Raw genomic sequence first — 25925 nt, forward strand, 5'->3', positions numbered from 1 at the left:
CTTGGTTTCTAATCCTTAGAGCTTTCCGGCGGATCTTCTACCTTCTGCGTCGCTAGATGGGGGAGGCACCAGGTTCGCCGGTGGCCCAACTTTGTTTAAGGGAAGGTCATCGATATGACGTTTGGTTCCCCAGGATCGTCGCCGCAGTTTGGCGGGCGCCCGCCGCAAGGAGCTAATCAGCCAGGTGCAGGTTCCGGGTTCGGCGCGCCCGGTGGGTCTGGGGGCCCTGGTGGCTTTGGTGCCCCGAATCCGGCGCAGAACCCTTCCTCCGGTCCTGATTTTGGTCAAGGCTCCGGTTTCGGCTCTGCCCAGGGAAGCCCTGCAGGTACTAACCCTAGTTCAGGGGCAGGCGGCTCTTTCGGCGCGCCGGGCTCGTCTGACGGTTTCGGTGAATCCTCGCCCGCGCCAGATTATCGCCGTCAGGTGGCAGCACCGACGAGCCCAACGAAGGGGCCGTGGCCGCTGCTCATTGCCGCTGGCGTTTCTGCAGTTATCGCGCTGATCCTGTTGGTGATTGCGCCGCTCGTCGCTTCACCGACGCAGACTCTGTTCTTTGTTCTGGCTATCGGCGGATGGCTGCTTGCCGGAATCGTGTCCTTTATCCTCTTGGGTCTTTACACGCTGAAGAATACGCAGCGCCAAGCTGAGACGTTTTATATTGAGGACACCACGCAAACTTTGCTTTACCGCATCATCATGGGTGGAAGCTTTGTTCTTGTCATTGTTGCTGCGGTGGAAATCGCCTTCTACGTAGGAAAGGCGGTTGGCGCCTAATGAAGAAGTTCACACGAGTACTTGCTTTATCCGCTGCGATGGCAATCGCTGGGTTCGGTGGCAGCTTGGGAGCGGTAGCGCAGGATGCTCCGCCGCCCCCGGAAGCCCCGGACGCCCCGGAAGCGCAGCCGGAAGAGCGCCCTGAGGGAATCGGCTCCGAATCCGCACTTTCAGAAGTCTCACAAAAGAACCTCTCCGATTTCGGCTCCTGTATTGCCCGCGAGAAGTCTGCGGACTTGCTTTTCGTTCTTGACCAATCAGCGTCCTTGGTGGGCTATGAGGGCTCGCAGCCGACGGACGCCGATGCCTTCCGCGTTGATGCCACGGCGGACATCGTGAAGCAGCTGGCCAACCTCGGGGAAGACAATGGCGCTGACATTAACGTGAAACTCGCTGGCTTTGGATCCGACTACTACAGCGATCCGGCCGAGTATGGCGGATGGACCAATGTCTCCGGTAAGGCTGATGCCCTGCAGGGTGAACTGGATAAATTCCGCAAGGAGGACCGCGTTGCGGATCTAGAGACCAACTATGGCGCGGCCTACAAAGGCGCGTTGAAGGAACTCGCTTCTCACCAAGGCAGTAGCTGCCGCGGCATCGTGTTCTTTACCGATGGTAAGTACTACACCGACGCCGAGGCCAACGATCTTCAGGGCGCTCAGGACAAGCTGTGTGAGGTCAATTCCTCTGTCACCGCGTTCCGTAACTCCAATATCCGCCTCTTTAACGTGGGCCTCGTGCCAGCTGCGGAAGCTCAGGATCAGGTTCGCCAGCTCACTCGCATGGCGGAGGGTGAGGACTGCGGCCAGGGTGCCCCGAACGGTGCATTCTTTGACGCGGGTGAGGACCCAGCAGCGCTGTTCGCGGCCTTCCGTAACCTCATCCCTACCTCGGGTGGTGTAACTAAGGACGGTAACTTCAAGGACCAGTTTGATTTCGTCCTTGATAACTCCGTGTCTCCCGTGCGTTTGTCCGCGGTGCCGAAGAATTCGGTGGGTGAGGGCGAACTTATCCCGACCCTGACTGGTCCCGATGGCGAAACCGTGGAGCTTAAACCTGATACCACGAGCGTCGCCGGCGCGAAGGTCTCCGTGACGGAGAACAACAAGCTGCCGGGCATGGTTGATATCGCCATGGAAAAGGAGGGCGACGCCTGGGAAGGTGCCTGGACCTTTGGCTACAAGGTGGCTGAAGGCACGGAAGGTGAGTACCTCGCATCCGTCGTCATGGTGCCGGGCCTTAACCTGAACCTCAAGACCGAAGACGGGGCCAAGGTAGAAGGCGGCATCAACTCGGACAAGATCCTGAAGGGACAGCTGGTCGATGGCAAAGGCGAACCCCGTGCGCTAGAGGGTGAGGGAACCCTGTATGCGGAGTTCGTACCAGAGGACGGCTCCCCGGTCACCCTCGTGGAGAATGCGCCGATCACTGATGGGCAGCAGGTAGATATTCCGCTGGAGAAGGTGGAAAGCGCAGCATCTGGTCAGCTCGTCACCCGCGTGGAGATCACCACTAAGGACACCGGTGAGCGTCCGGGCTCGAAGCTGGATCCCATCAATGCAGAAACGCCGTTGACCGTTACCCCGGTCAATATGCCAACGGTGGGCTCAGCACAGACGATCACCATGACGGAGAAAGAGATTACTGTCGACGTCCCCGTGACCGGCCCCGGCAAGGTGTGGGTAGCGGACCAGACCATGGATTCTGAGGGCGGAATGCTTCCCGCAGGAGTTCCTTCCGTTGCGGTGAGTTCCAAGCACAACTCGGAAGATTCCGCGCTCGAGCTTTCCAAGGATGAGAAGGCGACCATCCCGGTAACCCTCAGCGTGGAAGAGATGGCGGATGGCCCGCTGCGTGTGGAGCCGGTCATTAACCTGCAATCTGCTGAGGATAACCAGCAAATGGAGCTGCCGTTGACGCTGCAGGGCTCCATGACCGCACCATTGAGCAAGTCTGCTTTTGGCCTCTCCTTTGTCCTCGCGGTGTTGCTTGCGCTGCTGATTCCGCTGGCCATCTTGTACCTCATGAAGTGGGTTAGCGGCCGTATTCCGGAAAAGCCCCGAATGTTTGCGAAGACCATCCCGGTACGCCGCGAGGGCGCTAACCTCGTGCGAACCGACAATGGCCGCCCGTTCGCGGTGTCCAAGGAAGAGTTCCAGGGCGCTGTTCCGGTAGAGACCACCGGACGCTCTGCGCGCTTGGGCAGCAACGATGCCAAGGTAAAGATGGGGTTGAGCCCCTTCACTGCGGCCCACGTGGAGGTCCAGCGCGATGGCACTATTTCCGGCAAGGGCAAGAAGTCCGGTTACCGGGCAGTGTTGCCACTTGCGGTGCAGAACACGTGGTTCTTCATTGGCAACAAGAAGGACCGCGATTCCGGCGAGATTGTCATGACCATCGATACGCTGGCCCAGGCCAGCGCGTATGACGAGATGTCGAAGGAAATCAGCCGCCAGGCCCTGCAACTCTTTGACCAAGTCGAATTCCCAGCCGAAAAGGCTGAGAAGGCCCAGACGCCGCCGCAGGTAGGCCAGCCGGGGCAGCCGGTCCCGCAGAACCAGCCTGGCTCCCAGCCGCCGAGCGGTCCGCCGCCGCAACGCGCCCCGCAGCAGGGTGCTCCGCAACCTGGGGCTCCCCGCCCTGGTGGGCAGCAACAGGCGCCGCAACCTGGTGGTTTCGGCCAGTCCCAGCCTTCGGGCCCATCACCGCAGAGCCAGCCAGGTCGTGCTGAAGAGCCGGGGCGCCCCGGCTTCGGCGGAGCACCACACTTTGGTGGTGGATCTGGTTTCGGCGGCGGCCCGAGCTTTGGCCAACCGGGCCAGCAGCGCCCAGACAATCCTGGTAACCCTGGTAATAACGGCGGCTGGCCCCCAGCCCCGGGATTCGGCTCCCAGGGCTAAGCCGGTTGAGCAGCACACAACAGCCATAAACAGCACAGAAGCGAACCTCCCCTTCGAAAGGTAGTTAAAGATGAAGAAGTTCCTCGTCGTCGGTTGCGGTGGCTCCGGCGCCAAGACGCTGGCGTTCATGATGGACCAGCTCAAGGCCGAGCTGCGAAGCATTGACCCGGATATGACCGAGTTGCCCAAGGCCTGGCAGTTCGTCAACATCGATGTGCCGCTCGAAGAGGAAGCGGGCCCGCAGAAGCTGCCGAATGTTACCCAGAACGGCGGCCACTACGTAGGCATTGGTGCCCGCCAGAACTACAACACCTTCGATGAGGGCGTGTCCAGCATCCTGGGCCGTGCCGGCAAGCTCGGTGAGATCGCAACGTGGGCCACCCGCAACCCCTCCACCAACGACGTGAAGCTGGCTGACGGCGCCGGCCAGTACCGCGCAATTGGCCGCATGCTGACCCTTCCGAATCTCAAGAAGATCCGCCAGTCGCTCAAGGAAGCGGTGGATGAGATGTTCACGCAGGAGGCAATCCAGGAGCTCAACCGCCTCAACTACAAGCAGACCAAGTTGGACACCGATACCGGTGATTCCCAGCCGGTTGTTCTCGTTGTCTCATCTATGGCGGGTGGCGCGGGTGCCTCGATGTTCTTGGATGTGTGCCGTGTGCTCACCACTATTCCGAACGTGAACCCGCAGGGCACCCTCATCTTCATGTACACCCCGGAAATCTTCGCCGATAACAAGGCGGATGACATGGCCGGCGCGTGGCCGAACTCGCTGGCTATGTTCGGTGAGGTCGTCGCCGCGCAGATGGGCAACGCCTATGAGCATGACCGCGCTATCTTCGAGGCCTTCGACATGGGCACCCCGCCGGAGGGGCAAACCTTCGGCCGTATTTTCCCCATCGGTTCCAAGATGGGTACTACCAGCGCTCGCTTCGGCGATGGTTCCGCCATGTCCATCTACCGCGGCCTGGGCCGTGCGTTGGCGGGGCTGATGGCTTCCACCAAGGCCAGCGATAACCTCGTGTCCTACGCGCTGACTAACACCCCGGCCGGTGACGGCGGCCGCCGCTTCTTCGGCTGGGATCGCCCAGACGGCACGCCGTGGGGCCGTCTACCGTGGGGCTCGCTGGGCTATGCCCAGGTTTCGATGGGCCGCGACCGTTTTGCCGAATACTCGTCCCAGCGCCTTGCCCGCAGCGCCTTCGAGCGCCTCTTCAACGGGCACCTCGACCCGCAGAACCCCGAGGCCGGTGAGATGCAGATTGCTAAGAAGCTAGAGGAGCGTCTGCCCAACGCCTTTAGCTCTATGACTCTTGATCCTTCCTGGGCGCAGGGCGGACAAATCGATAGCGGCAGCGTCTGGAACTGGCTCAACAGCGTGTTCGGCGGTCAGGCCCAGCAGGCTGCGGACAGCGCTGCGAAGCACCTGCAGAACTTTATTCCGGTGGGCCAGGGTCGCAACGTCAACGAATGGCGTGAAGAGTTTGAGGGCAACATGGCAGATCCTCGCAATGAGCAGGCCATCGCATCGGTTCTGAACAATGCCGCCTATGACATTGTTTACCGCTACGCCAACTTCTTCAGCGATGGTGTCCTCGCCACCGTGGAGTCGGAGCTGGCTGCGGTGGGTGTGCCCTATGTGCGCGAGATGCTCTCCAAGATCACGGATGTGCTCACCAACTCCGACCGCCTCCTGCCGCGCCTGTCTGAGTACTCCGGCTACTACCAAAACACCCGCGTGCTGGCGAAGCCGGAAGGCGCGGATCCTATTCTTAGCCCGTTGACCGGCAAGGGCCAGATGACGGACCCGACTCCTACGGTCAACGCATTGATGGGCCTGTACTTCAACCAGTTCTACAGCTACGCGCTCATGGCGATTGCGCACCTGCTCAAGAGTGTCCTGCAGGACTACGCCGATGAGAACCTCTTCCATCTCAAGCGCGAGCTGGGGGATGCCCACGCGGTGCTGGAGAAGGCCGTGTCGAAGCGCCCGGAGACCAACAAGCTGGCGGACGTCCGCACTGACGAAGTTAATTCGTGGCCGACGGAGCTCGATGAAGTCGTGGAAACCCGCTTCAAGGGTGCCGAGAACGAGATTATGCTGACGGACGTCAATACCTTCATCTCGGATTACCGTGACCAGATGCTGCGTACCATCCAGGGCCAGCAGTCCACCTCGGATGCCACCAACTACGAGCAGGCTTATCCCTTTGCGGTGCGTGCGGTCATCCGCGGTGAATGGGAATCGCTCGATGCGGCCCAGGCACCGAATGACACCCTAGCCCCGCAGAAGCGCACCAACGATGACTACTCCAACCGGGCTGGTTGGGTATCCAAGCACCTCTCGCGCCATCCGCAAACCGGTGAATCCCGCGAATCCCAGCGCGCGCACTACCACGCCAAGATCCGCCCGACTGATCTTCTGGAGCGTTCGCGCCAGTGGATTAACCGCCGTGACTATGAGTTCCAAAAGTTCAACTCGGTGGATCTGCGCCGCTACCTCACTCTTACCCCGGACATCAACGAGGTCGAGCACGCAGAGCGCCAGCGCCGCTTTATCGAGGCTTTCCAGCTGGCCCTGAGCTATGCCCGCCCGTTGGCCGCTGTTAACGATGACATGGTGCAGCGCATTCACGGCAAGTCCGTGCAGTACACCTACTCCTTCTCCGATATCCCGTTTGCGGAGCTCGGCTCTGCAGAAACTGGCATTGCCTCCCAGCTGGAGTCGGTGCTCAGCCGCCCGGAGATTGACGGGCCTTCCACGGTGGCTCTGCGCAACTCGCTGAACATGTCGGACCATGTCCAGCACATCGAGATCTTCGGTTCCTACCCCAACTACTCGCCGATCGTCTTCTCTTCGATGTTTAATTACATCGCCAAAGACATCGAGAAGCAGGACAATTTCGACGGTTCCTGGTGGTCGGAGCGCCGCACCCGCCCGCTGTCGGCAGCCCTGCCGCTGACGAAGACGGAGCGCCAGGCCATGGTGGCAGGCTGGATCATCGGACGCATCACCGGCCGCGTCTACATTTCCAACGCCGATGCAGCCAATGCAGCAGCCCACATTTTTGATGACACGGATGGTGGCGTGAATGGCTGGGTTGATTTCCCGGATCCGCTGCTTATCTCGCCGCGCCGCATGATCAAGAAGTCCGATTGGATGCCTTCGGTTCTGGAGTCCATCTTCATCGCCTACGCGAAGGTGCAGGAAACCGGGCGCTACGGATTCGCTTCCTCGCTCTACCCGTACCAGCTGTTGCGTGGGCTTTTCGACGACGGCCTGGACTTCGCCCACTCCGGTGCGTCCACGCACCCGGTGGTTCACCGCCTCGCGCAGTTCTTGGCATCCGGTGAAGCTCCGAACCGTGGAGTCATGGGTACCTCCATCCAGGACCGCTACGAATCCTTCGTGGAGGAGCTGGATAAGTTCACCCGCGGTGCAGATCACTTTGTGCCGGGCCACACCAACTCTTTGCCGGGACAGGGACGTAAGGAAAAGCCCTTTGCGGAGGTACGCTCCCGCGAGGTCGCATCGCACACGCCGTACTACCGTGACTTGGCGCTGGACGTCATCGAGGTAGTTCCGGTTATCCGCAACTACCTGAACCAGGCTAAGACTGTGGCGGAAAATCCCGTCGCCCAGCCTGCCCCGCAGGTGCGCAGCTCCGATTCCGGCTTTGGCCAGGACGTCGCACCGGAATTCAACCTCAACGACCTGGATGACACCTTCTAATGACGAACGTAATCTTTTTCGGACACGGCGCCACCGCGGATGACATCCGTTCGCGACTTAGCGATTTGCGTGCGGTTGGCCTCCTGCAGGACTTCCTCTGGATTGACTATGCCCACCCCACCAACGGGGCTGTTGTGCGCTCCTTCACGGAGGAGGGCACGGCGCGCTTGTCGACGCTCGACGATGCCCTCCGCAGCTTCAGCGGGGACGTCCTCCTCGCCACCATTGACCCGATGGATGCGGAACAACCGCAGGACGTCGCCAAGCTCACGGAGTGGGTCGGGGCCGTCGATCAGCGCCTGATTCAAGCCTCCAACCTGCGCGTGCGTTTGCTGCTCTCCGCCCTGCCACGTGAGAGCGTGGACATCGCTCCGCTGCAGGGCTGGAGCAACCTCGTGCTCTCCCCGGAGGAGGGTGGAACCCCGGCTTCTTCGCGTATTCGCCCCATCAAGCGCACCGCAGATGGCTTCGAGCTTGCACAGTTTGCGGCCCCAGCCGTAGCCAGCATCTTCGGTCTGTGGCGCGGCATGCCCGAGCCGGCAGTGCTGGATCCGGATACGCATCGCGTCATTGAGACCGGTGACCGGCAGCGCTTCCGTTTGGTGCGCGCCTTCCACCGCACCATCGATGCCGGTGATATCGAGGACAAGGTCAGGAAGGCCGTCTTCGATCCCGGCCAGCGCTTACCGCAGCCGCAGGTCAATAACATTTCCCGCGCCGTGCACTTCGCCAATCCGGAGCAACTGACGGATCAGTGCGCCCAGATGTTCATCAACCAGGAGATTTCCCCGTTGGTGAGCGCTCCGACCGCCTATGAGGAGCTGCAGTCCCACAAGGTCAGCGGCTGGGCGGCGCTGAAGGATAACTTGCGTTTGTACTGGTCCACCGTGGTGGGCAAGCCGCAAGATTGGGTCGAGGGCCAGCGCGGCGCAATGAACAAGAACGCGGCTACCTTCCTGCAGAAGATGCTCTACGGTGCGGACTCCAGCGTGGAGGTCGTCTTGGCCGGGCACTCCGGCAAGGGCAGCGGCGCGACGAGCGTCGACGAGCTGCGCCAAGCCAGTGAGCACACCATGCGGGTCGCCCGCGAGCAACAGTTCTCCTTGGGCCAGGAGCCGCAGCTCTCGCGCACGTGGGAGGCCTATCACGATTATGCGCTCGGGCTTGTCGACGGATCCTGGCGCGACAGCATCGACACCAAGGGCCTGCGCAATAACCAGGGCAACATGTACATCGTGCAATACGGTGGCCAGTCCGTGCAGGATGTCAGCGCTTCTTTCGAGGGCTTCCATCCGCTCATGACCAGCACGTTGGGCTATACGCACGAGTCCCAGGCAACCGTTGCGCCTTTCGATCCGGTGGGTGCCGAGCGCTTCGCTGCCGATATTGAGTACACCAGCCAGCAGACCCGCAATGAAGCAGTCAGCCGCAAGAAGCACGAGTTTGCTTCGTGGCGAGCAAAGAACAGCACCACTTTCGCGTGGAAGGTGGGCCAGGGCCTCTGGGAGAAGCTGGGGCACGCCCAGCAGAAGTACCGCGACGCGCACGCCAAGGCACGCGAACTGCAAGAGTTGGCCAACAGCTTCCAAGCGCGTGACTTCAATGCGGAGAACAAAGCGCTGACCCGGAAGCTGCGCACGATGTGGATCGTGCTCTTCGTGGTGCTTGCTCTGATGACCTACATGGTGGCCGGCCGCTACAACGCGGACTTGCCGTTGGGTGAGTACCTGCAGTGGTTCGACTGGCCGTGGTACGTCGTGGGTATTATCCTGGCTGTTCTTCTTTTCCTCGTGTGTTCTTGGGCGGTCTTTACCAAGGCCCAGCGCGAGATCTTTGACTACGTGCAGCGCCGCAAGCTGTTGAACCGCAACCAAGAGATCGCCGCGCAGAATCTGGCGACGGCCTCGGCAGAAATCTCGCGTATCTCCAATGCCTATAACCAGTTCTTGAGCTGGTCGGCATTGCTGGGCCGCGCTATCTACGCGCCCTTTGGCCGCAAGGAGACGTCGAGCGATCATCTGCGGACACCGCAGTCGGGTCTTCCGGAGAACGCTCGCATTGCCCAGGCCGTGCTCAACCGCGATGATGCCGTGCGCATGACGGATGAAATCCGCTCCCACATCTTCCAGACGGAGTGGGCGCACCGCTCGCTCAAGTCCCTGCTCGATGACATGAATGACACCTTTGAGCGCAACCGCACTGGCCACTCGGCAGTGGCACTCAATGAGATGTGGGGCATGGCTGGCCTCGGTTCCAGCACTGCGTTGGATAACCTATCGCGCAGCCTTGACCACCCTTATATGCAGGACCGCGACCTCAAGCAACAGGAATGGCAGAAGGTTATTACGGATCCCCGCATGGCCCGCAGCCTGCAGCAATACCTCAGCCGCGTGACCTTCCGTGAGGAAGGCGGCAGCCGCGTTCAGAGTACCGCCGAGTTCCTCGACGGCATGAACCAGGAAAAGGGCGCTCTTCAGGCCTTTAGCCCCAATGCGCTGACCAACGCGGGTGGCGCTGAAGGATATACCGAAATCGACGGCTCCCGCACCCGCATCGTGGAGGTGGACAGCCAGACCGCACTGACCAGTCAGCTCTCACGTTCTGTGACGGTGGTGCAGTACGGAAAGATCACTGATTTCAAGTACTTGATCCCGGATGCGGCGTCTGGTGCTCCGTCCTTTAAGGATTCCTCGGACTTCTCTCTGGATGATCTGGATGACATGGACCACATGGGCTTTAAGTCGCCGGGGCAGAGCACCAGCGAAGCCCCGACCATGCCGCCGACGTTTGGCCAGCCGGAAGCACCGGACCTCTCAGACCTCGACGAAACTTTCTGACGAGACCTTCTTAAGGAACGTTGATGACACACAACCAGAAACCTTCGATTGCGGATGTGCCGCTGAGTGAGCTTAAGTCCCTGCACCAGCTCAAGCGCGTAAACGCCGACGATGTGCGCGCGGCTGTATCAGCGCCGTTTAGGCAGTTCGCCGAGCAGATCGCCGCCGCGTATAACGGCGAAGCGGTGGAGTATCCGGAGATGAGCGCGCAGGCGCGCAATGCTGTGGTGGACCAAGAACGTGCCGAGCAGGAACGCGCGGCACAAGAGAGGGCGGCACAGGAGCGCGCAGAACGCGAGCGCGCCGCACAAGCTGAAGCGCAGGCTCGCCAACGCGAGCAAGCACAGCGTGCCGCTGCAGCCGGCGGTGTAGCGCAGGCAGGCTCTGCGGCTCAACCCCAACCGGTGCCAGCAGCGGCACAGCCGCACGATTTCTTCGCCGAGTGGGAGGCACTGCAGGCTGAGGAAGAGCAAAAGACTCAGGTCAACGAAGATGATTACATCAAAATCCCAGACTTTGGGATTAAGGCGGAGTACCAGTTCCGCCAGGACCCGAACTGGGAAGCCCCTGGCATCGACTTTGAAGTTGAGGTGCCACAAGAGGCGGCGCTGGAGCAGGAATCTCAAGAAGAGCCTGGATACGGCATAGAACCAGAACCGGAGCCGGAGGATTCTGATCAGCGCCATCCGGTGCGCCTGTGGTGGCCGGAGCTGGAGCACGCACCGGATGAGGTGGTGTTCTACCGAGTCGTCGCCGATGACGCAGAGATGGTGGCGTCCCCGGATGCCGGTGACACCCTCGTCTACACCAAGGGAACCGCGTACCGCGAACACGAGCCGGGCGAGACAGGCTTGCGCCACTACGCGGTATGGGCTTATAAGGGCCGCAACCTTCGCGAGCTCGTCAACAGCCAGCCGGTATTCATGGGAGACACGGGCGTGGTCTTCCCGCCGGTGAATGTTCAGGTGTCCACTATCAAGGGAGCCATCCAGGTGTCCTGGGACCTGCTGCCGGGACACTCGAGCGCCATGGTTTATGCCTGCCGCGATAGCGAGAAGGAAAAGCTGTCCCCGCGCTTCGAACAAGACGTGGACAGCAGCGGGCGCAAAGCGACTATTCCGGTGCAAGAGACCGGACAGACCGTCGTCATCTCTCTGCTGGGCCAGGCGGAGTTCCACGGCGCTACTGAGCAAAGCCAAGACGAAGTCGCAGTCCAGCGCTCCGTGAAGCTCGCCAGCGAGCTGGAGAAGCTGGAGCTCTCCCGTTGTGAGCGCCGCAGTGAATACGGGCAGGACACCATTGAGGTGGATTGGTACTCGCCCAAGACCGGCGAGGTAAAGATTTATCTCACGCCCACCGCTCCGCAGGCGGACCTGCGCACGTCCGCAGTGCCGAAGACCTACGTCGAAAGCGCGCTGTCGAGTGCTATCAGTGAGACCCGCGGTGTGTCCGAACCGGGTTCCTTCCAAACCACCACGGTGCCGTGGCCGCCAGATTGGTACGAGGTGTACATCACCCCAGTGAACTTCAACGATGCTGATGCCTGGGTGGGCGAATCCAAGGTGCTGCAGCGCGTGCAGTCTATTGAGGATGACCAGTTCCGGCTCATTGAGCGCGTGGACAGCCAGCTCATCACCTTCGATTGGCCGAAGGGCGCGACGGCGGTGGAGTACTCCACCAACCGCGAGCACGATCAGATCCGCGAAGAGGACTACGACCTCCAGGGAGGCATCCGCCTGCACCTCGATCAGCACGGCGATACCGTGCGGCTGAAGCCTTACGCGGTCTTCGCGGGCAAGCGCACCGAGGGCAACGAGCGCGTGATCCAGTACGAGGGTCTGCGCCCAGTGACCTATGACTTTGAGGTCGATAACTCCCAAGGCCAAGTCAGGGTGTTCCTCTGGAGTTTGGGCAACGGCGATAAGCGCCAGTTCTCCTGCCAGGTGGTCTACCGTGCTGACCGCCTGCCGCTCTTCCCCGAAGACGGCGAGGCACTCGGCATTGTGGAGACCAACCTGCAGAGCACCACGCACGTGGCTCATGGCTTGGGCCCGATGCGCGGGCAGCACCCAGATTTCACGGTGTCGCTCGGGGAGCGCATTCAGCGCGGTGGCTTCATCCGCCTGTTCGCCGTCGAGGGCTTTGATAGCCAGGTTGATACCTCGTTCGACAGCTTCGGCGGTGATGATGCCTTCAGTGGCTTCGCGGAGAGCTATAGCGATGCTTCCTCGACGCTGAGCGCATCGGATAAAGCCGTGGTGGTGGAAGGCGATGTGTCCTACAGGCTGGGGCTGTACCCACCCGTGCAGAATCAGGCTCCTAACTATGAGGCGCAGTATGAGCAGCAGAACTACGAGCAGCAGAACTACGGGCAGGATTATTCGCAGGATCAGTACTTCCAAGGAGGCCAGTAGTTATGGGCGGCGCCTTTAGCTATGCATCATTTTCCCGTGCCAATGGCCGCGCCGGTGGCTGGGGAGTAGGTCAGAAGGCCGGTGATATCACCCAGGAAGAGCTGGCTGAGCTCGTGTCCTTCGTACCGACCTCTCTCAATAACGGCACGACGATCCCGGATTTCCCCTCTGCCCAGCAGCGCGCGGAACTGGTTCGTCGTACCGCGGTCTTTGCGCTCACCCCTGAGGCGGAAAAGTGGGTCACCATGGTGTCTGTCCCCGCGGGCTTGGATGCGACCGGCCGCGGAGGCAACGTCTTCACCTACACGTCGATTTCGCGCACGGGAACCCCGCCGACACCGGCGACGGTTCTGTTTTCTCCTGACGTCCCAGCGCCTTTTTCCATCTACGAGGTGGACAAGGTACAGATTCCGGAAAAGATCTCAGCGCGCGGACCGTTGCACTCGGACGTGTTGCTAGAAGAGTTTCTGGATGGCGAGTTCCGCTACCCAGAGAAGCTTCCCGCACCGTTCAAGGCGGTAACCCCGAACCCGAATCCGAGCTTCAACCGTGCGCTGGTTTCTGCCATGGCCACGGTGTTGAATTCCCGCAACGGCCTAGTCATTCTCGTGGCCCCGGATAACCAGGCAGCGCTGTGGATTGCTGCCACCGCCCGCGAGGTGGGGGAGGATGGTTTCGGCTTCTCTACTTTCGAAAAGGCCGCCGCCATCAATGAATTCCCGCTGAGCACCTCCACCATGCTCGTGGTGCCGCCGAGCGAGAAGCAGCGTCTCGCGGAGACGGCGATCCCCGGTAATCCAGTCGTGTTCGCTCTCGATGAGGCCCTTCCAGACGTCAGCTCCTATGAAGCAAGTGCCACGGAAGAAGCTGAGTCTGCGGCTCCAGAGCTACAGCAAGGGCAGGCCGAGCAGCGCACTGTTTCGACACCCACAGCAGAGGAGAACGCTGCAACCGGTAGCGAACCTGCACAGCGAGACGCGCAAAGCTTCCAAAGCTTTGATGATTCCTGGGGTCAGGACCCAGCTGATTTCGGAGCGCCTATTTCAGACTCCTCACCTTTCGCACTCTCGGGCACTGGCCCTGCGGGTATTCCGTCGAATCCCCTCGATGCGCCTGAGTTGAGCACGTCGCAGGAGAACCCCTTTGCCACGAAGGCGGAGGCCGCCCCGTCTGCTGGTGCAGACACCGCGCCGGCAATGGCATCGGGCGGCAACGCCTACGTTCCTGGGCTCAGCGCCGAGGAGTGGCATAGACTCAAGGATTTCGATCCGCGCTGGTGGATCGAGCACCTAGACGTCAACCGTGGTCGCTCAATCCAGTTGGCCTACCTCGACAAATCCTCACTGGGTGAGGGTCTGGACAAGCTGCTGATGTCCGCGATTGTTGCTTCCTGGGTCTTCTACTTCCCGCGGGATTTCAACCTCTTGGCAGAGGATGCCCTGCAGCCCTGGGAGAACCGCGAGCTCGAGCACATCGGATACCTCACCGCTACGCACTTTGCGGGAATCATCGCACTGGATCGTTGCGAGCGCTATGCCACGGGGCGCGTCGCCATGTTGCTGGATGGCACGACACAGTTGCTGGCGGAGCGCTCAGCTCCTATGCAGCAACGACCGGGTCCATCGCATTTTGAACCGAACACAGCATGGCAACACCGGGGAGCAGCTCCCGGTCACGGTCAAAACACGGGATTCCCTGGAAGGTAAGAGAAGGAAAGAAGCGTCATGGCTAAATACACACTGCGGGACGGAGAGTCCCGCCGCATCGGCTCAGACGGCATCCTGCGCGTCGAAGCCTTCGAGATGGGAACCGGCGGCGCCTCCATGGAGCTGGCGATTTTGGGAGAAGGTGTTGATGCCGTGCGCGTCCACGACCTCTCCATCATGGTGCACTCTCTGCCTGAGCGCGCCACCATCGTCGTTCGCCCCAAGCGGGGCGGAACCTTCGGACTGCGCAGCGAAGTGCGCCTGACGGTGAGCAACGCGAGTGATTCGGTGACGTTCCCGCGCGTGCTTATCGACGCCGCCGAGGACTCCGCCGAACGCCTCGCCGAGGTCACCCCGGAATCCGGCAGCTACCGCTTGGAAGCATTCGGCACGACTGAAGGCGCGGGAATTACAGATTCAGCCCGTGAGGTGCGCTCCAAGATGCGCCGCGCGGAGCTGGATGTCGCAGGCCTCGATAATGTCACCGTGGTCGTCGATGGCTCCGCCTCCATGCAGGTCAATGTCACACCGAAGATCGTCGAGGCGACCGCCAAATACATCGATGCGCTCTCTGATGCTTTCCGGCACTTCCGCGCCACTGACGGGCAGGACAGCATCGAGACCCATAAGGTGGATGAGCTGACCCGTTTCATCGCGGGTGTGATTGATAGTGGAGCGGAGCGCGTAGGCCAGCGGCCGTGGCGCTTGCCGACTCTCACCTCCACGTCCTCGCTGGTCATCTACGTCACCGACTCTCCCGTGGCCTCCATGCTGGAGACCCAAGTCCCCACCGTCGTGCTCATCACGAGCGCCATCGGCCGTCAGGAACTGGAGCTCGCGCGCATCAACGGAACCCCGGCTCATGTGGCCTATGCGGTGATCGACGAGGACGTCGTCAAGCAGCTCGAATCCGGCGCCAACACTGAGCTTTCGGAACTGACTGATCGCGTCACCGCCATGCTGAAAGAGAGGAACTAATGAGCCAGGCACGTTGCCCGTGGACCTTTAAACCGCTCGAGGATGGTGTGACGGTGAGCCCGTACACCAACCGGGAGCTGCCGCAGGGATGGACCGACGCCGTGACACATTGCGTGGCCATGGCCGGTGCGCGTAACTCCGGTAAGTCGCTCTACACCGCGGTGATGATCAAGCAGCTCAAGCAGCTGGCGCACAAGCACAACCGCTCCGTCCAAGCGGCGGATGAATCCACGCGCGAGCGTTACGCCGAGGTCTATGAGAAGCCGCTCTTTGAGGAGATGCGTGCCATGGACCCCACTCCAAGTGCGGTGGCTACAGACGCCTACCAGCGCGACCCGCTGATTTTTGAGCTCGGCAAGTGGCCTGATGAGCAGGGACACGAGCGCATGAATTACTTGGTCTTCCGTGACGTGGCGGGTGAGGACTTGGAGAATCCTCCGGAGAGCGAAGCCGACCGTGAGAACCTCGCGTTCTTCTCCCACGCGGATTTGGTGATTTTCCTCTTTGACCCGCTGCGTGTGCAGCAGATTCAGGACTTTATCCACGGCCTGATTCCCAATATTGGTGAGCTCGGTGCGGATTCCTTGCGGGTTCTGGACAACCTGCTGGCGCTGCTCGATACGGATACTCCGCCGCCGCTGGCCGTGACCATCTCGAAGTTCGACACGGTGCAGAAACTTGAGCAGGTGGATGACGTGCGCTGGAAGAAGCTCATGGCCAACCGCGGCTCCGCTTTCCGTAGGGATACCGGATGGAACTTCCGCGATTCGGACCGTTGGATGGTCCACCTTGAAGCCGAATCGCTCTTGCGCTTCTTGGGTGCTAATGACCTCATCAACAAGCTCTACTCGGCAGCACCGCGCGACGGTAGCTTCTTCGTGGTCTCCGCGTTGGGGGAGGCCCCGACGGGTCGCCAGCTAGCGCGCAGCGGCATTGCGCCCTACCGCGTTCTGGATCCCATCCGCTGGCTGCTGAGCCGCCGCGGTGTCTTTGCGCAGGATGTGTCATGACCTTCGGTAGCCCACAACCACCAGGAACCCCGCAACCGGGCTCGCCTGCCGCACCCGCGCCGGACTATCGCTACGGCGAAGTCACCGAATCGGTCCGTCAGACCCGCCGCGCAGCTGATATGAAGGCGCAATGGGCACCGTGGCCGCTGAAGATTGCAGCGGTACTGGAGGTCTTCATCACGAGCTACGCGGTATATAACATCTGCCGGCTCATCGCCTTTGAAAACAGCCCGGCGGCGGTAAGCCGCACGGACCAGCTCTCCACCGAGCTAGGCGTGTTACTCGCCGTACTGGTTCTCTTGGTGTGCGCCCTCACCACCTATGTGCTGCACGCGCAGCAGTCCGCGCGGATTGCGCTGACCGTTATCAGCGCCATCGTGGTGCTGCTCATTCCGGCGAGTTCGGTCATGCCCGCGTCCATTGCATCGGCGGTGGTCATTGTGCTGCTGTGGCTGCCGGCGAACCGGCAGTGGTTCGGCGGCCAAGCGCGATAAGGCTAGGCCCCGTGCATAGCGGGGCTTAGGCCTTCTTGCGCAGCTCCTCGAGCGCGCGGACATTGTTGGCCGCGGCAAAGAGGTTGAACGCAATGTGGTACATCTTGCGCGCGCGGTCTGCTGCGTCGGCGGAAGAGTAGCGATCACCTAAAAGCTCGGCGACCTCCGCCATGGCGTTGTGCTCCGACGGCGTCGTCGCTTCGGAGACAGGGTGCCGGTCCAAGAAGTCGAGCAAAACCTGGGTGGATTTAAACATGTCCTGCGCCTGCACGCGGAGGCTTTCGGAATACAGGACGGTCCACTTGGCAGATACGGGAAGACTCTCGAGCTTCAGCGAATCCACGTAGCGCGAGGCCAGGATGTCATAGGCCTCCTCTGGATCGCTGTGGCGAATATCGAGGGCCACGGTCTTGAGCAAAGCATGGAGTTCGCCATCGAGGTCTCCGCAGCGTTGGAACTCGCGGGCAGCAGCGGCAAAGCAGGCCACCCGCTGCTCCAAGTCTGAAGAAGAGTGCTGTGCAGCATCGCTATAGAAGCGGGCCAGCATCACTGCGGGGAGCTGCTGGTACTCCTCGTCCGCGCGTGCGTTGGAGAGGATGGTGAAAGATTGCGTAGCCACGCGCTCGCAGTCGGCGGCAGAATTAGATGCCCAAAGCGCGCCCACGGCGGATTCGAGGATGGTGCGGAGGATGTCACCCATCGTGGCCCCTGCGCCGTCGAAATCTCCTCCGGTGACGGCGTCGTTGATAGCCACGAACTCAGCAGCGTGTGTCTTCGCATCACCGCTCTTGGCGGATTCTAGGCGCTCTTGTAGCTCGGCCAGCGATGTGTTGCTTGCGGATCCGGAGGACACCTCCGCGCTGGCGGGAGCGGATTCGGAGAAGTCTTTCTGGCTGGCCGCGGTGCGCGCTGCGGAAATCTCATTCAACGCCGTGTCGTCGCCAGCTGCAGCTGCCTTGGCCGCAAATTTTTCTGCTTCTTCAGTGTTGTTGTTATCCAACCAGGCGCGGGCCACGCGGGTATAGCCGGTAGCCACGAGCGCGGGCTGTCCGGTCAGCGCGCCTAGTGAGGCAATGGTGAGAGAATCGTCGATGTTCTCGATGGTGCCGGCAGCCACGCGAAGGGTTTCGCGGGCCTCCAAGTATTGGGCGGCGGGGAGGGCGTCCTCCACGCTTCCCAGGAACCTGTCATCTGCGAGTACTCGGTTGATCTGCTCATCAATGTGGGCGGATTCATCGGTGGGAAGAGAAAGCCCCGGCGCCTGGGCACGCGCATAGGCGAGCATGCGCTCGGCGTCGGCAGAATCAAGCAGGGGATACGTCGCGTCAGAAGCCATGGGGGAGATTCTAGTAGAGGACTCCGACGCGCGCGGGCCTCCTCGTAGACTCGTGGGCATGGATTCTCTCAGCCCCGCCGGGCGCTATGCCCCGAGCCCGTCCGGCGATCTTCACCTGGGTAACCTGCGCACAGCGTTGCTGGCTTGGCTCTACGCCCGAAGCAGCGGGCGCCGCTTCCTTGTGCGCGTGGAGGATATTGACACGCAGCGCTCCTCCCGGGAGTCGGCGCAGCGTCAGTTAGAGGACCTTGCCGCGCTTGGCTTGGACTGGGATGGGGAGGTCATTTACCAGCAGGATCGCTACGCGGCTTATGAGGCGGCGCTGGCGCAGCTTCCTACCTACGAGTGTTATTGTTCGCGCAAAGATATCCAGGAAGCCTCCCGCGCCCCGCATGCCATCCCCGGGCAGTATCCGGGAACGTGCCGTGCGCTTAGCGACGATGAACGGGCCGCCAAACGCGCTGAACTCGCCGCCCAGAACCGCGTGCCAGCCATACGCTTGCTTGCCGACGTTTCCTCCTTCACCATCCACGACGCCTTCGCGGGCGAGTACACCGGGGAGGTGGATGACTTCATCCTGCGCCGTGGCGGGCAGCCCCCGGCCGACCCGAACCAGGGCATGGACTGGGCCTATAACCTGGCGGTTGTTGTCGACGATGCCTTCCAAGGCGTAGATCAGATCGTGCGCGGCGATGACTTGCTGTCTTCGGCCCCGCGCCAGGCGCACCTCGCGCACCAACTGGGCTATCCGGAGCCGGAGTTCGTCCACGTGCCGCTCGTGCTGAATTCGAACAACGTCCGCCTGTCCAAGCGCGATGGGGCGGTGACTCTCCGCCAGTTACTCGCGGAGCCGGAGCGGGAGGTAAGCGATGTGATCCGCCTACTCGCGCACTCCCTGGGATATGACGCCGAGGGGCTCAAAAGCGCAAAGGATCTGCTCCAGCGCTTTAGTCCCGATAAGCTTTCACGCGAGCCCTTCGTCTGGGATGGAACGGTGTAGAACGGAGCAGCATGGAAGCCTATGAGTACGCCCAGCGGGAAGAGGGCCTGGATTATCTCTACGACTTCTTCGATGAGGACCTGGAGGAGCGCGTACGTGCCGGGCGCGAGCTGCTGCCGGCGGGCATGGAGGACATTCTGGGCGATAGCACCCTGGATGACTACGTGTGGCTGTGGATCAAAGAACCGGGGCCCAACGGGTTCCGTCAGTACCTGCGCGATGGCGGTTACACGGAGCCCGAGGTGGACGAGGCCTTCCTGCTTGCCCGCACCGAATGGGGCATGAACACCCCGCCGCACGTGGAGTGGCTCAAGGAAGATGGCTTCGAGGCTCCCGCGTTCGAGTAGGGGGCGCGCTGCAAAGGAACCAAACTATAGGAACCTTATGCGAAGTAAGGCATGTAATCACCTGGGGTTTTCTGGATTTGGGTCTACAGATGGTTCCTTTGCTTTGGTCCCCTTGCTCAAGGAGCCGCAAATCCACACGAAATGTCCCTTAAGCCAAGGAGCCTTGGTCGGGGCCTAACGCGCCGCATGCACAAGCTTGCGAAGTCCAAATGCGGAAAATCCCGGCCCTCTCAGCGTGGTGCTGTGAAGACCGGGATTTCCCAGTGGCGGAGGATAGGGGATTTGAACCCCTGAGGGATGTGACTCCCGCACGCGTTCCAGGCGTGTGACATAGGCCGCTAGTCGAATCCTCCGCTGGAAAACATTACATGAGCCCCCTAATGAAGCAAAATCGCCAGGTCAGCGCAAAGAACTTGAGCATTTAGGTGCTCGAGGTAAGAAGTGCGCCTGGAGGCGGAGTGGGAGCTGGGTGGTGGGGGAGCGGTTTGGCGTCGGCAAGCAAGGCACGCTAGGCTAGACCGCAGGATTCCGCGTGGCGTCCATCCTCTGAACTCCCCCAGGGCAGGAATGCAGCAAGGGTCAGGAGGCTCTGGCGGGTGCGCGGGGTCCCCTTTTATTTTGTGTGCTTTAACACGGGGGATGTAACGGGGCGTTAGTATGGTTGCCATATGTCCGCACTACGTCCCGGAAGGAAGACGGATGTCTCTTCTTAATCTTGAAAAGTCCGAGCTTGCTGAGCTTGCCGCGCAGGTGCGCAAGGACTACGAGGCCCTCAAGGCTGAGGGTTTGGATCTTGACTTGACCCGCGGTAAGCCGTCCAAGGCCCAGCTTGATCTGTCCAATGATCTGCTCGTCCTGCCGGGCCGCGGCCACTACACCGATGCCGCAGGCAATGACCTGCGTAACTACGGTAACCAGAAGGGCATCAAGGAGCTGCGCGAGCTGTGGGGCAAGCTCACCAACATGGACCCGGAGCTCCTCATCGCGGCGGACTCTTCCTCCCTGAACATCATGCATGACCTCGTCCTGTGGGCCTACACCTTCGGTACTAACAGCTCTGAGCAGCCGTGGTCCAAGGAAGATACCATCAAGTGGATCTGCCCCACCCCGGGATATGACCGCCACTTCGCCATCACGGAATCCTTCGGCTTCGAGCTGATTTCAGTACCGATGGAAGAAGACGGCCCAGACATCGAGGCGGTAGAGGAGCTGGCCAAGGACCCGCAGGTCAAGGGCATGTGGGTTGTGCCGATGTTCTCCAACCCTTCGGGCGCTGTCATCTCTGAAGAGAAGACCCGCCGCCTTGCCGCAATGGAGACTGGTGCGCCGGACTTCCGCATCGTGTGGGATAACGCTTATGCCGTGCACACGCTGACTGAGGACTTCCCGGAGATTCTGCCGATCCTGGATATCGCTGCGGAAGAAGGCAACCCGGACCGCTTCTGGGCCATGTCTTCTTCGTCGAAGATCACCTTCGCCGGCTCCGGCGTGAGCTTCTTCGGCTCCTCCGAGGACAACCTCGAGTGGTACCTGGAGCACGCCGGTATCCGCGGCATTGGCCCGAACAAGATTAACCAGCTGGCACACTACGAGTTCTTCGGTTCCGCCGAGGGCGTGCGCGCGGTTATGCGCCGCCACGCTGCGCTGCTGGCGCCGAAGTTTGAGGCAGTCCTGCGCATCCTGGATAAGAACCTCACCCATCATGAGATCGCTGATTGGACCCACCCGGAGGGCGGCTACTTCATCTCCCTCAACGTGATGGACGGCACCGCCACCCGCGTGTGGGAGCTGGCCCGTGACGCCGGCATTCTCCTGACCAAGGCCGGCTCGGCCTTCCCCTATGGCAAGGATGAGAAGGACCACAACATTCGCTTGGCCCCGTCCCTGCCGCCGCAGGAGGAAGTTGAGGCAGCCATGGACGGCGTGGCCACCTGTGTGCTGCTCGCCGCACTGGAGAAGCTGGGGGCATAGGGCAATCAACTCTGACGAGACGGCCTACTGGCTCGACCAGATTATTCCCGCTGACCTCGAGTTTAAGAATGTTGAAGGGCAGCGTTTGGGCTTAGCCTCGCTGGAGGGCGAGCAGTCCCTCGCGGTCACGTGTGGCTTCGCTGATGTGGATACCGGCTTGGCGCACGCTGAGCAGGGGATCGACGTGCGCTGCGAACTGCTCACCGTTGCACGCACCGGCCAACCGGAGGTTGCCGCTGCGGTGAGCGCGGCAGCGGCATTGCTTAAACAAGCCGCAGGCTTGCTGCCCGCGCAGCCGGGCTTGCTCTTGCCCAAGCTTTTTGCGGAGGATGACAAGCGCTTCGCTCGCTTCAGCGTGCGCCATGGCATGCTCATTGCTCCGTACCTGTGGGGCGGCCAGACCCCACAAGTGGCGGAGGAGGGCCGCCTGACGCTGGTCTGCCAATTGCTGATGCTGAGCGACGCCGAGTACGCCTACGCCGTCGAGGAAGGCGTGCCGGCGCTGCAGCAGGCGGTGGCGGAGCAAGGTATCGATCTGCTGGATTGGCAGCGCTCGGAGTGACGTGTCGGGGCGAGACGCTAGACTGACTAACCGTGGCTCTTTACCGGAAATATCGTCCAGCAACGTTCGCGGAAGTGGTAGGCCAAGAGCAGGTCACCACGCCTTTGTCCGCCGCCCTTGATGCGGGGCGCATTAACCATGCGTACCTCTTTTCCGGCCCGCGTGGCTGCGGAAAGACGTCATCCGCGCGCATCATGGCCCGCTCGCTGAACTGCGAACAGGGCCCCACCTCCACGCCGTGTGGCGTGTGCGATTCCTGCGTCTCGCTGGCCCCAGGCGGCCCAGGCAACCTCGATGTCACGGAGCTTGACGCCGCTTCTCACAACGGTGTCGAGGACATGCGTGAGCTGCGTGACCGCGCCTACTACGCGCCAGCGGAGTCGCGCTACCGCATCTTCATCATCGATGAGGCCCACATGATTTCCGCCTCCGGTGCCAATGCTTTGCTCAAGGTGGTGGAGGAGCCACCGGAGCACGTCATCTTTATCTTTGCCACGACGGAGCCGGAGAAGATCATCGGCACCATCCGCTCGCGTACCCACCACTATCCCTTCCGCCTGCTAACCCCGCCGGCGATGAAGGGGCTGCTGGAGCGCACCGTGGCTTCGGAGAACGTCCACGTGGATGACACCGTGTACCCCATGGTCATCCAGGCTGGCGGTGGTTCGCCGCGCGATACCTTGTCCATCCTGGACCAGCTGTTGGCGGGCGCGGGCCCCGATGGGCTGACCTACGACGTGGCCCGTCCGCTTCTGGGTGTCACGGACGTGGGCTTGCTGGATAACACGGTGGAGGCCTTGGCTAGCCAGGATAAAGCGGGGCTTTTCCGGCTTGTCGACGATGTCATTGAAGCCGGCCACGATCCCCGTCGCTTCGCCATTGACCTCTTGGATCGTTTGCGGGATTTGATGATCCTGCAAGCTGTGCCCTCCGCACTGGAGGAAGGCTTGGTCTCGGCACCGACTGACCGCGGGGAAGTACTGACTGCCCAGGCACAGCGCTTCTCTGGCCCGCAGCTGGCCTACCTGGCGGAAACCGTCAACGAGCGCGTGTCCTCCCTGCGGGGCGCGACGTCCCCGCGCCTACTTCTAGAAATCCTCTGTGCCCACTTGATTGTTGGTGCCGCCCCCGCGGCGGCAGCTGCCGGTCAGGCACCCACTGCCGTGCCGCAAGGTGGGGGCGCGCAGCCTTCCGCCCCCGCGGGGCAGGGTTCCGCGCCTGCGCAGCGCCAGCAATCTGCAGTCGCCAGCGCGCAGGATCCCGCTGCCGCCGCCGCGGCTATCATCGCGCAGCGCCGCAGCCGCCAGGCAGCAAAGCAGGAGGCTCAGCAACAGCAACCACAGCAGGCCGAAAGGGCTCAAGAAGCAGCCCAGCAGGCGCAGCAGCCCCCAGCCCCCGAGGCTTCACAACCCCAGGCGCCAGAGCGTCCTGCACAGCCGGAGGCGCAGCCTGAGCCGCAGCCGGAGCGGCAGCCGGAGCACCAGCAACAGGAGCAGCACGAACAGCCGCAGCAAGCGGAGCAGCCGGAACAACAAGAACAGACTCAAGGACAGCCGCAAGAGCAGCACCCTGAGCCTGAGCAGCCCCAGGACCCAGCCGCGGAGATTCGCGGACGGTGGTCGGATCTGCGCGCCACGATTGGTCGCCGCAACAAGGTCGCTGAAATCATGCTCGCCGAAGCCCGTGTCCTCGGCGTGCGTGATGACACCCTTGTCCTTGGTCACACCACCGGCGCGCTGGCGGAACGCATTAACTCGCCAGGCACCAACGAGGTCATCGTGACCGTCCTTCAGGAGGAGCTCAACCGCAACCTGAAGGTCACGTGTGTCATCGGCACCGACCCGAAGGCCCACGGTTTCACGGTGGCTGAGCCAGTTCAGCGTACCCAGTGGAATCCCAACCAACCGTCACGTGAGGCCGCCGAGCCCGACGAGGAGGCAGAGAGTCTGGAGACTCCGGGCAACGCTACTGATTCGCACTCTTCCGACACTGCGCCAGCTTCCGCGGACGCTACAGAATCTGAAAGAGCAGACAAGACCAGCGAGCCCGAGGCGAAGGAACGCGGCAACGCTAGCGATGACCCGTGGGGCGCGCCGCGTCGTATCGGGCAGCAAGGGCCGTCGTCTGAAACGACGACGGAGCAGCCGCGTGAGGCAGCTGAGTCGCTGCCGCCGGCAGAACCGCGACCGCCGGCTAAACCGCAGCGACCGGACGCTGCCCCGAGCGGGGCAGCAGTGCCCCCAAAGAGGGAGGCTCGTGGTAGCCAATGGCGATCACGCATCGCGCAAGCGAGCCAAGTAGCGGCCCAGCGGGACGAAGAGTTTTCCAAAGTTCCCAAGTTTGGCAACGGCGTTCCGCTGCCACCAGAGCCGGGTCCAGACGAGGGCGAGTTCGAAGCACCACCGGAGGAGTACGGTCCGCCGGCGGGGGCGAATGGGGCGTCGGAAAGCGCAGGCCAGGCGCCTGGAATGCCGCAGCAACCCGCACCCCAGCAAGCGCCCGCACCGCAGCCGGAGTACACCCGCGCGGACGAGGAACGCGAGATGATGGAGGCTGCGCAGAACGCCGGCGAGATGGACCACCGCAACGCCACGGAAGTCGCCATGGAGCTCCTCGCACAGGAGTTGGGAGCGCGGCGGCTCTAGCGTGGCATCTGTACACTTGGCGCGTAGTGAAAATAACCGTGTGAAAGGATTTTTAGCATGACTGAGAACGACCCGATGCAGCAGGCAAATGACATGAACGAGATCCTGGCGCAGGCCGCCCGCGTCCAGGCTGAGCTGGAGAAGGCTCAGAAGGAAATCTTGGCCGCCACCGTTGAGGGTAGCGCTGGCAATGGCCTGGTGAAGGTCACCATGACCGGTGGCGCTGAGCTGCAGAGCGTTTCCATTGATAAGTCCGTCGTCGACCCGGAGGATATCGATACCCTCCAGGACCTCATCGTCGGCGCCTTCAAGGAGGCTCACGCTGCTGCTGGCCGCCTGGCGCAGGAGAAGATTGGCCCGCTGTCCCAGGGCATGGGCCAGTCCCAGCAGAACTATGATGGTCCGTCCATCCAGGATGTCTTCGGCGGTAACCAGTAAGCCGCGCGTTAGACTTAAAGGCCGTTGTTGCCCTCTTCGTGGAGGGCGGCGCGGCCTTTTGTTGTGTCTCCCGGCCGTCGAGGTCTGGGTGTTTGTTGAGTGAGGGGAGCATTGCGTGTTTGAAGGACCTCTGCAGGATCTCATCGATGAGTTCTCGCGCCTGCCGGGTATTGGCCCGAAGTCAGCGCAACGCATCGCCTTCCACGTGTTGCATCAGGATCCGGAGGAGATTGATCGCCTCCAGAAGGCGCTGGGGGCAGTGCGTGATGGCGTGACTTTCTGCCGCATCTGTTGCAATATTTCCCGCGAGGAAGTCTGCCGCATTTGTGTGAACTCGCAGCGCGATGCCTCTACCATCTGCGTGGTAGAAGAGCCCAAGGACATCCAGGTCATCGAGCGCACCGGCGAATATGACGGCCGCTACCACGTGCTGGGCGGCGCACTGGACCCGCTGGCAAACGTAGGCCCGAAGGACCTGAACATCTCACAACTTCTGCAGCGCCTCGGCGGCGTACTGCCGGACCGAGAGCTCGCGGATTCCACCCCGGAGGAGCCGCTTTACGACGACTCCCCGGACATCACCGAGGTCATTCTCGCTACCGATCCCAACACGGAGGGCGAGGCCACCGCGGCCTACCTCGTGCGCCTGCTACGAGACTTCCCAGGGCTAAAGATCACCCGGTTGGCCTCCGGCATGCCGCTGGGAGGCGACCTTGAGTTCGTCGATGAGCTGACGCTCTCGCGTGCCTTGAGCGGCCGCCTGACGGTCTAGCGGCG

At 61.9% G+C, this 25925-nt stretch carries 17 protein-coding genes, 1 tRNA gene and 1 other RNA gene; 17 read left to right on the forward strand and 2 right to left on the reverse strand.

Going from position 1 to position 25925, the window contains the following annotated elements; genetic code table 11:
* Positions 1 to 114 precede the first annotated feature (114 nt).
* The 9 genes from HMPREF2537_RS12980 (at position 115) to HMPREF2537_RS02310 (ending at position 16849) form a co-directional block, all read left to right on the forward strand.
* Complete coding sequence (locus tag HMPREF2537_RS12980) at positions 115 to 774, forward strand: hypothetical protein (RefSeq protein WP_246820194.1); 660 nt, start codon at positions 115 to 117, stop codon at positions 772 to 774.
* On the forward strand, positions 774 to 3674 hold the full coding sequence (locus HMPREF2537_RS02275) for a VWA domain-containing protein (protein ID WP_070525190.1): 2901 nt from the start codon (positions 774 to 776) through the stop codon (positions 3672 to 3674). Before HMPREF2537_RS12980 ends, HMPREF2537_RS02275 begins: the two co-directional genes overlap by 1 nt.
* A 70-nt stretch (positions 3675 to 3744) precedes the next feature.
* Positions 3745 to 7410 (forward strand): tubulin-like doman-containing protein, encoded by a 3666-nt coding sequence (locus HMPREF2537_RS02280; RefSeq protein WP_070525191.1) that lies wholly within the window; start codon positions 3745 to 3747, stop codon positions 7408 to 7410.
* Positions 7410 to 10247: an AAA family ATPase gene (locus tag HMPREF2537_RS02285; RefSeq protein ID WP_070525193.1), complete on the forward strand. Its 2838-nt coding sequence runs from the start codon at positions 7410 to 7412 to the stop codon at positions 10245 to 10247. The genes HMPREF2537_RS02280 and HMPREF2537_RS02285 overlap by 1 nt, the downstream gene beginning before the upstream one ends.
* A 23-nt stretch (positions 10248 to 10270) precedes the next feature.
* Positions 10271 to 12661, forward strand: a complete 2391-nt coding sequence (locus HMPREF2537_RS02290; protein ID WP_070525194.1) for a SaeA-related protein — start codon at positions 10271 to 10273, stop codon at positions 12659 to 12661.
* A 2-nt stretch (positions 12662 to 12663) separates the two neighbouring features.
* A complete protein-coding gene (locus HMPREF2537_RS02295; RefSeq protein ID WP_070525195.1) occupies positions 12664 to 14367 on the forward strand; it encodes a GAP1-N2 domain-containing protein in 1704 nt (567 codons plus the stop codon).
* 18 nt (positions 14368 to 14385) lie between these two features.
* Complete coding sequence (locus HMPREF2537_RS02300; protein ID WP_070525196.1) at positions 14386 to 15345, forward strand: hypothetical protein; 960 nt, start codon at positions 14386 to 14388, stop codon at positions 15343 to 15345.
* Positions 15345 to 16355, forward strand: a complete 1011-nt coding sequence (locus HMPREF2537_RS02305; RefSeq protein WP_070525198.1) for a TRAFAC clade GTPase domain-containing protein — start codon at positions 15345 to 15347, stop codon at positions 16353 to 16355. The genes HMPREF2537_RS02300 and HMPREF2537_RS02305 overlap by 1 nt, the downstream gene beginning before the upstream one ends.
* Positions 16352 to 16849, forward strand: a complete 498-nt coding sequence (locus HMPREF2537_RS02310) for a hypothetical protein (protein ID WP_070525200.1) — start codon at positions 16352 to 16354, stop codon at positions 16847 to 16849. Before HMPREF2537_RS02305 ends, HMPREF2537_RS02310 begins: the two co-directional genes overlap by 4 nt.
* A 25-nt stretch (positions 16850 to 16874) precedes the next feature.
* On the opposite strand, the gene HMPREF2537_RS02315 is transcribed toward HMPREF2537_RS02310, so the two are convergent.
* Positions 16875 to 18185, reverse strand: a complete 1311-nt coding sequence (locus tag HMPREF2537_RS02315) for a hypothetical protein (protein WP_070525202.1) — start codon at positions 18183 to 18185, stop codon at positions 16875 to 16877.
* Positions 18186 to 18243: 58 nt separating this feature from the next.
* Here HMPREF2537_RS02315 and gluQRS point away from each other — a divergent pair, with 58 nt between their 5' ends.
* Together gluQRS and HMPREF2537_RS02325 are read left to right on the forward strand one after the other, a co-directional pair.
* On the forward strand, positions 18244 to 19185 hold the full coding sequence (gene gluQRS, locus HMPREF2537_RS02320; protein WP_070525275.1) for a tRNA glutamyl-Q(34) synthetase GluQRS: 942 nt from the start codon (positions 18244 to 18246) through the stop codon (positions 19183 to 19185).
* 11 nt (positions 19186 to 19196) lie between these two features.
* Positions 19197 to 19532: a hypothetical protein gene (locus tag HMPREF2537_RS02325; protein ID WP_070525204.1), complete on the forward strand. Its 336-nt coding sequence runs from the start codon at positions 19197 to 19199 to the stop codon at positions 19530 to 19532.
* A 264-nt stretch (positions 19533 to 19796) separates the two neighbouring features.
* Here the strand turns inward: HMPREF2537_RS02325 and HMPREF2537_RS02330 are convergent.
* A tRNA-Ser gene (locus HMPREF2537_RS02330) sits at positions 19797 to 19885 on the reverse strand.
* 166 nt (positions 19886 to 20051) lie between these two features.
* On the opposite strand from HMPREF2537_RS02330, the gene ffs reads away from it, so the two are divergent.
* The 6 genes from ffs (at position 20052) to recR (ending at position 25920) form a co-directional block, all read left to right on the forward strand.
* An RNA gene (gene ffs, locus HMPREF2537_RS02335) (signal recognition particle sRNA small type) lies at positions 20052 to 20150 on the forward strand.
* Between the two features lie 81 nt (positions 20151 to 20231).
* Positions 20232 to 21503 carry an aspartate aminotransferase type Ic gene (locus tag HMPREF2537_RS02340; RefSeq protein WP_070525206.1) on the forward strand — a complete coding sequence of 424 codons (1272 nt, stop codon included), beginning with the start codon at positions 20232 to 20234 and terminating at the stop codon, positions 21501 to 21503.
* An 85-nt stretch (positions 21504 to 21588) separates the two neighbouring features.
* A complete protein-coding gene (locus HMPREF2537_RS02345; RefSeq protein ID WP_083298950.1) occupies positions 21589 to 22065 on the forward strand; it encodes a suppressor of fused domain protein in 477 nt (158 codons plus the stop codon).
* A gap of 32 nt (positions 22066 to 22097) precedes the next feature.
* Positions 22098 to 24710: a DNA polymerase III subunit gamma and tau gene (locus tag HMPREF2537_RS02350; RefSeq protein WP_070525207.1), complete on the forward strand. Its 2613-nt coding sequence runs from the start codon at positions 22098 to 22100 to the stop codon at positions 24708 to 24710.
* Between the two features lie 57 nt (positions 24711 to 24767).
* On the forward strand, positions 24768 to 25148 hold the full coding sequence (locus tag HMPREF2537_RS02355) for a YbaB/EbfC family nucleoid-associated protein (RefSeq protein ID WP_010190004.1): 381 nt from the start codon (positions 24768 to 24770) through the stop codon (positions 25146 to 25148).
* Positions 25149 to 25263: 115 nt separating this feature from the next.
* Positions 25264 to 25920: a recombination mediator RecR gene (gene recR, locus HMPREF2537_RS02360; protein ID WP_070525209.1), complete on the forward strand. Its 657-nt coding sequence runs from the start codon at positions 25264 to 25266 to the stop codon at positions 25918 to 25920.
* The last annotated feature ends 5 nt before the right edge of the window (positions 25921 to 25925 follow it).

This window comes from Corynebacterium sp. HMSC074E01 (assembly GCF_001808885.1).
Taxonomy (GTDB): domain Bacteria; phylum Actinomycetota; class Actinomycetes; order Mycobacteriales; family Mycobacteriaceae; genus Corynebacterium.

Coding starts and splice junctions, on each gene's coding strand:
- HMPREF2537_RS12980 (WP_246820194.1), top strand. CDS start 115: ATGACGTTTGGTTCCCCAGGATCGTCGCCGCAGTTTGGCGGGCGCCCG.
- HMPREF2537_RS02275 (WP_070525190.1), top strand. CDS start 774: ATGAAGAAGTTCACACGAGTACTTGCTTTATCCGCTGCGATGGCAATC.
- HMPREF2537_RS02280 (WP_070525191.1), top strand. CDS start 3,745: ATGAAGAAGTTCCTCGTCGTCGGTTGCGGTGGCTCCGGCGCCAAGACG.
- HMPREF2537_RS02285 (WP_070525193.1), top strand. CDS start 7,410: ATGACGAACGTAATCTTTTTCGGACACGGCGCCACCGCGGATGACATC.
- HMPREF2537_RS02290 (WP_070525194.1), top strand. CDS start 10,271: ATGACACACAACCAGAAACCTTCGATTGCGGATGTGCCGCTGAGTGAG.
- HMPREF2537_RS02295 (WP_070525195.1), top strand. CDS start 12,664: ATGGGCGGCGCCTTTAGCTATGCATCATTTTCCCGTGCCAATGGCCGC.
- HMPREF2537_RS02300 (WP_070525196.1), top strand. CDS start 14,386: ATGGCTAAATACACACTGCGGGACGGAGAGTCCCGCCGCATCGGCTCA.
- HMPREF2537_RS02305 (WP_070525198.1), top strand. CDS start 15,345: ATGAGCCAGGCACGTTGCCCGTGGACCTTTAAACCGCTCGAGGATGGT.
- HMPREF2537_RS02310 (WP_070525200.1), top strand. CDS start 16,352: ATGACCTTCGGTAGCCCACAACCACCAGGAACCCCGCAACCGGGCTCG.
- HMPREF2537_RS02315 (WP_070525202.1), bottom strand. CDS start 18,185: ATGGCTTCTGACGCGACGTATCCCCTGCTTGATTCTGCCGACGCCGAG.
- gluQRS (WP_070525275.1), top strand. CDS start 18,244: ATGGATTCTCTCAGCCCCGCCGGGCGCTATGCCCCGAGCCCGTCCGGC.
- HMPREF2537_RS02325 (WP_070525204.1), top strand. CDS start 19,197: ATGGAAGCCTATGAGTACGCCCAGCGGGAAGAGGGCCTGGATTATCTC.
- HMPREF2537_RS02340 (WP_070525206.1), top strand. CDS start 20,232: ATGTCTCTTCTTAATCTTGAAAAGTCCGAGCTTGCTGAGCTTGCCGCG.
- HMPREF2537_RS02355 (WP_010190004.1), top strand. CDS start 24,768: ATGACTGAGAACGACCCGATGCAGCAGGCAAATGACATGAACGAGATC.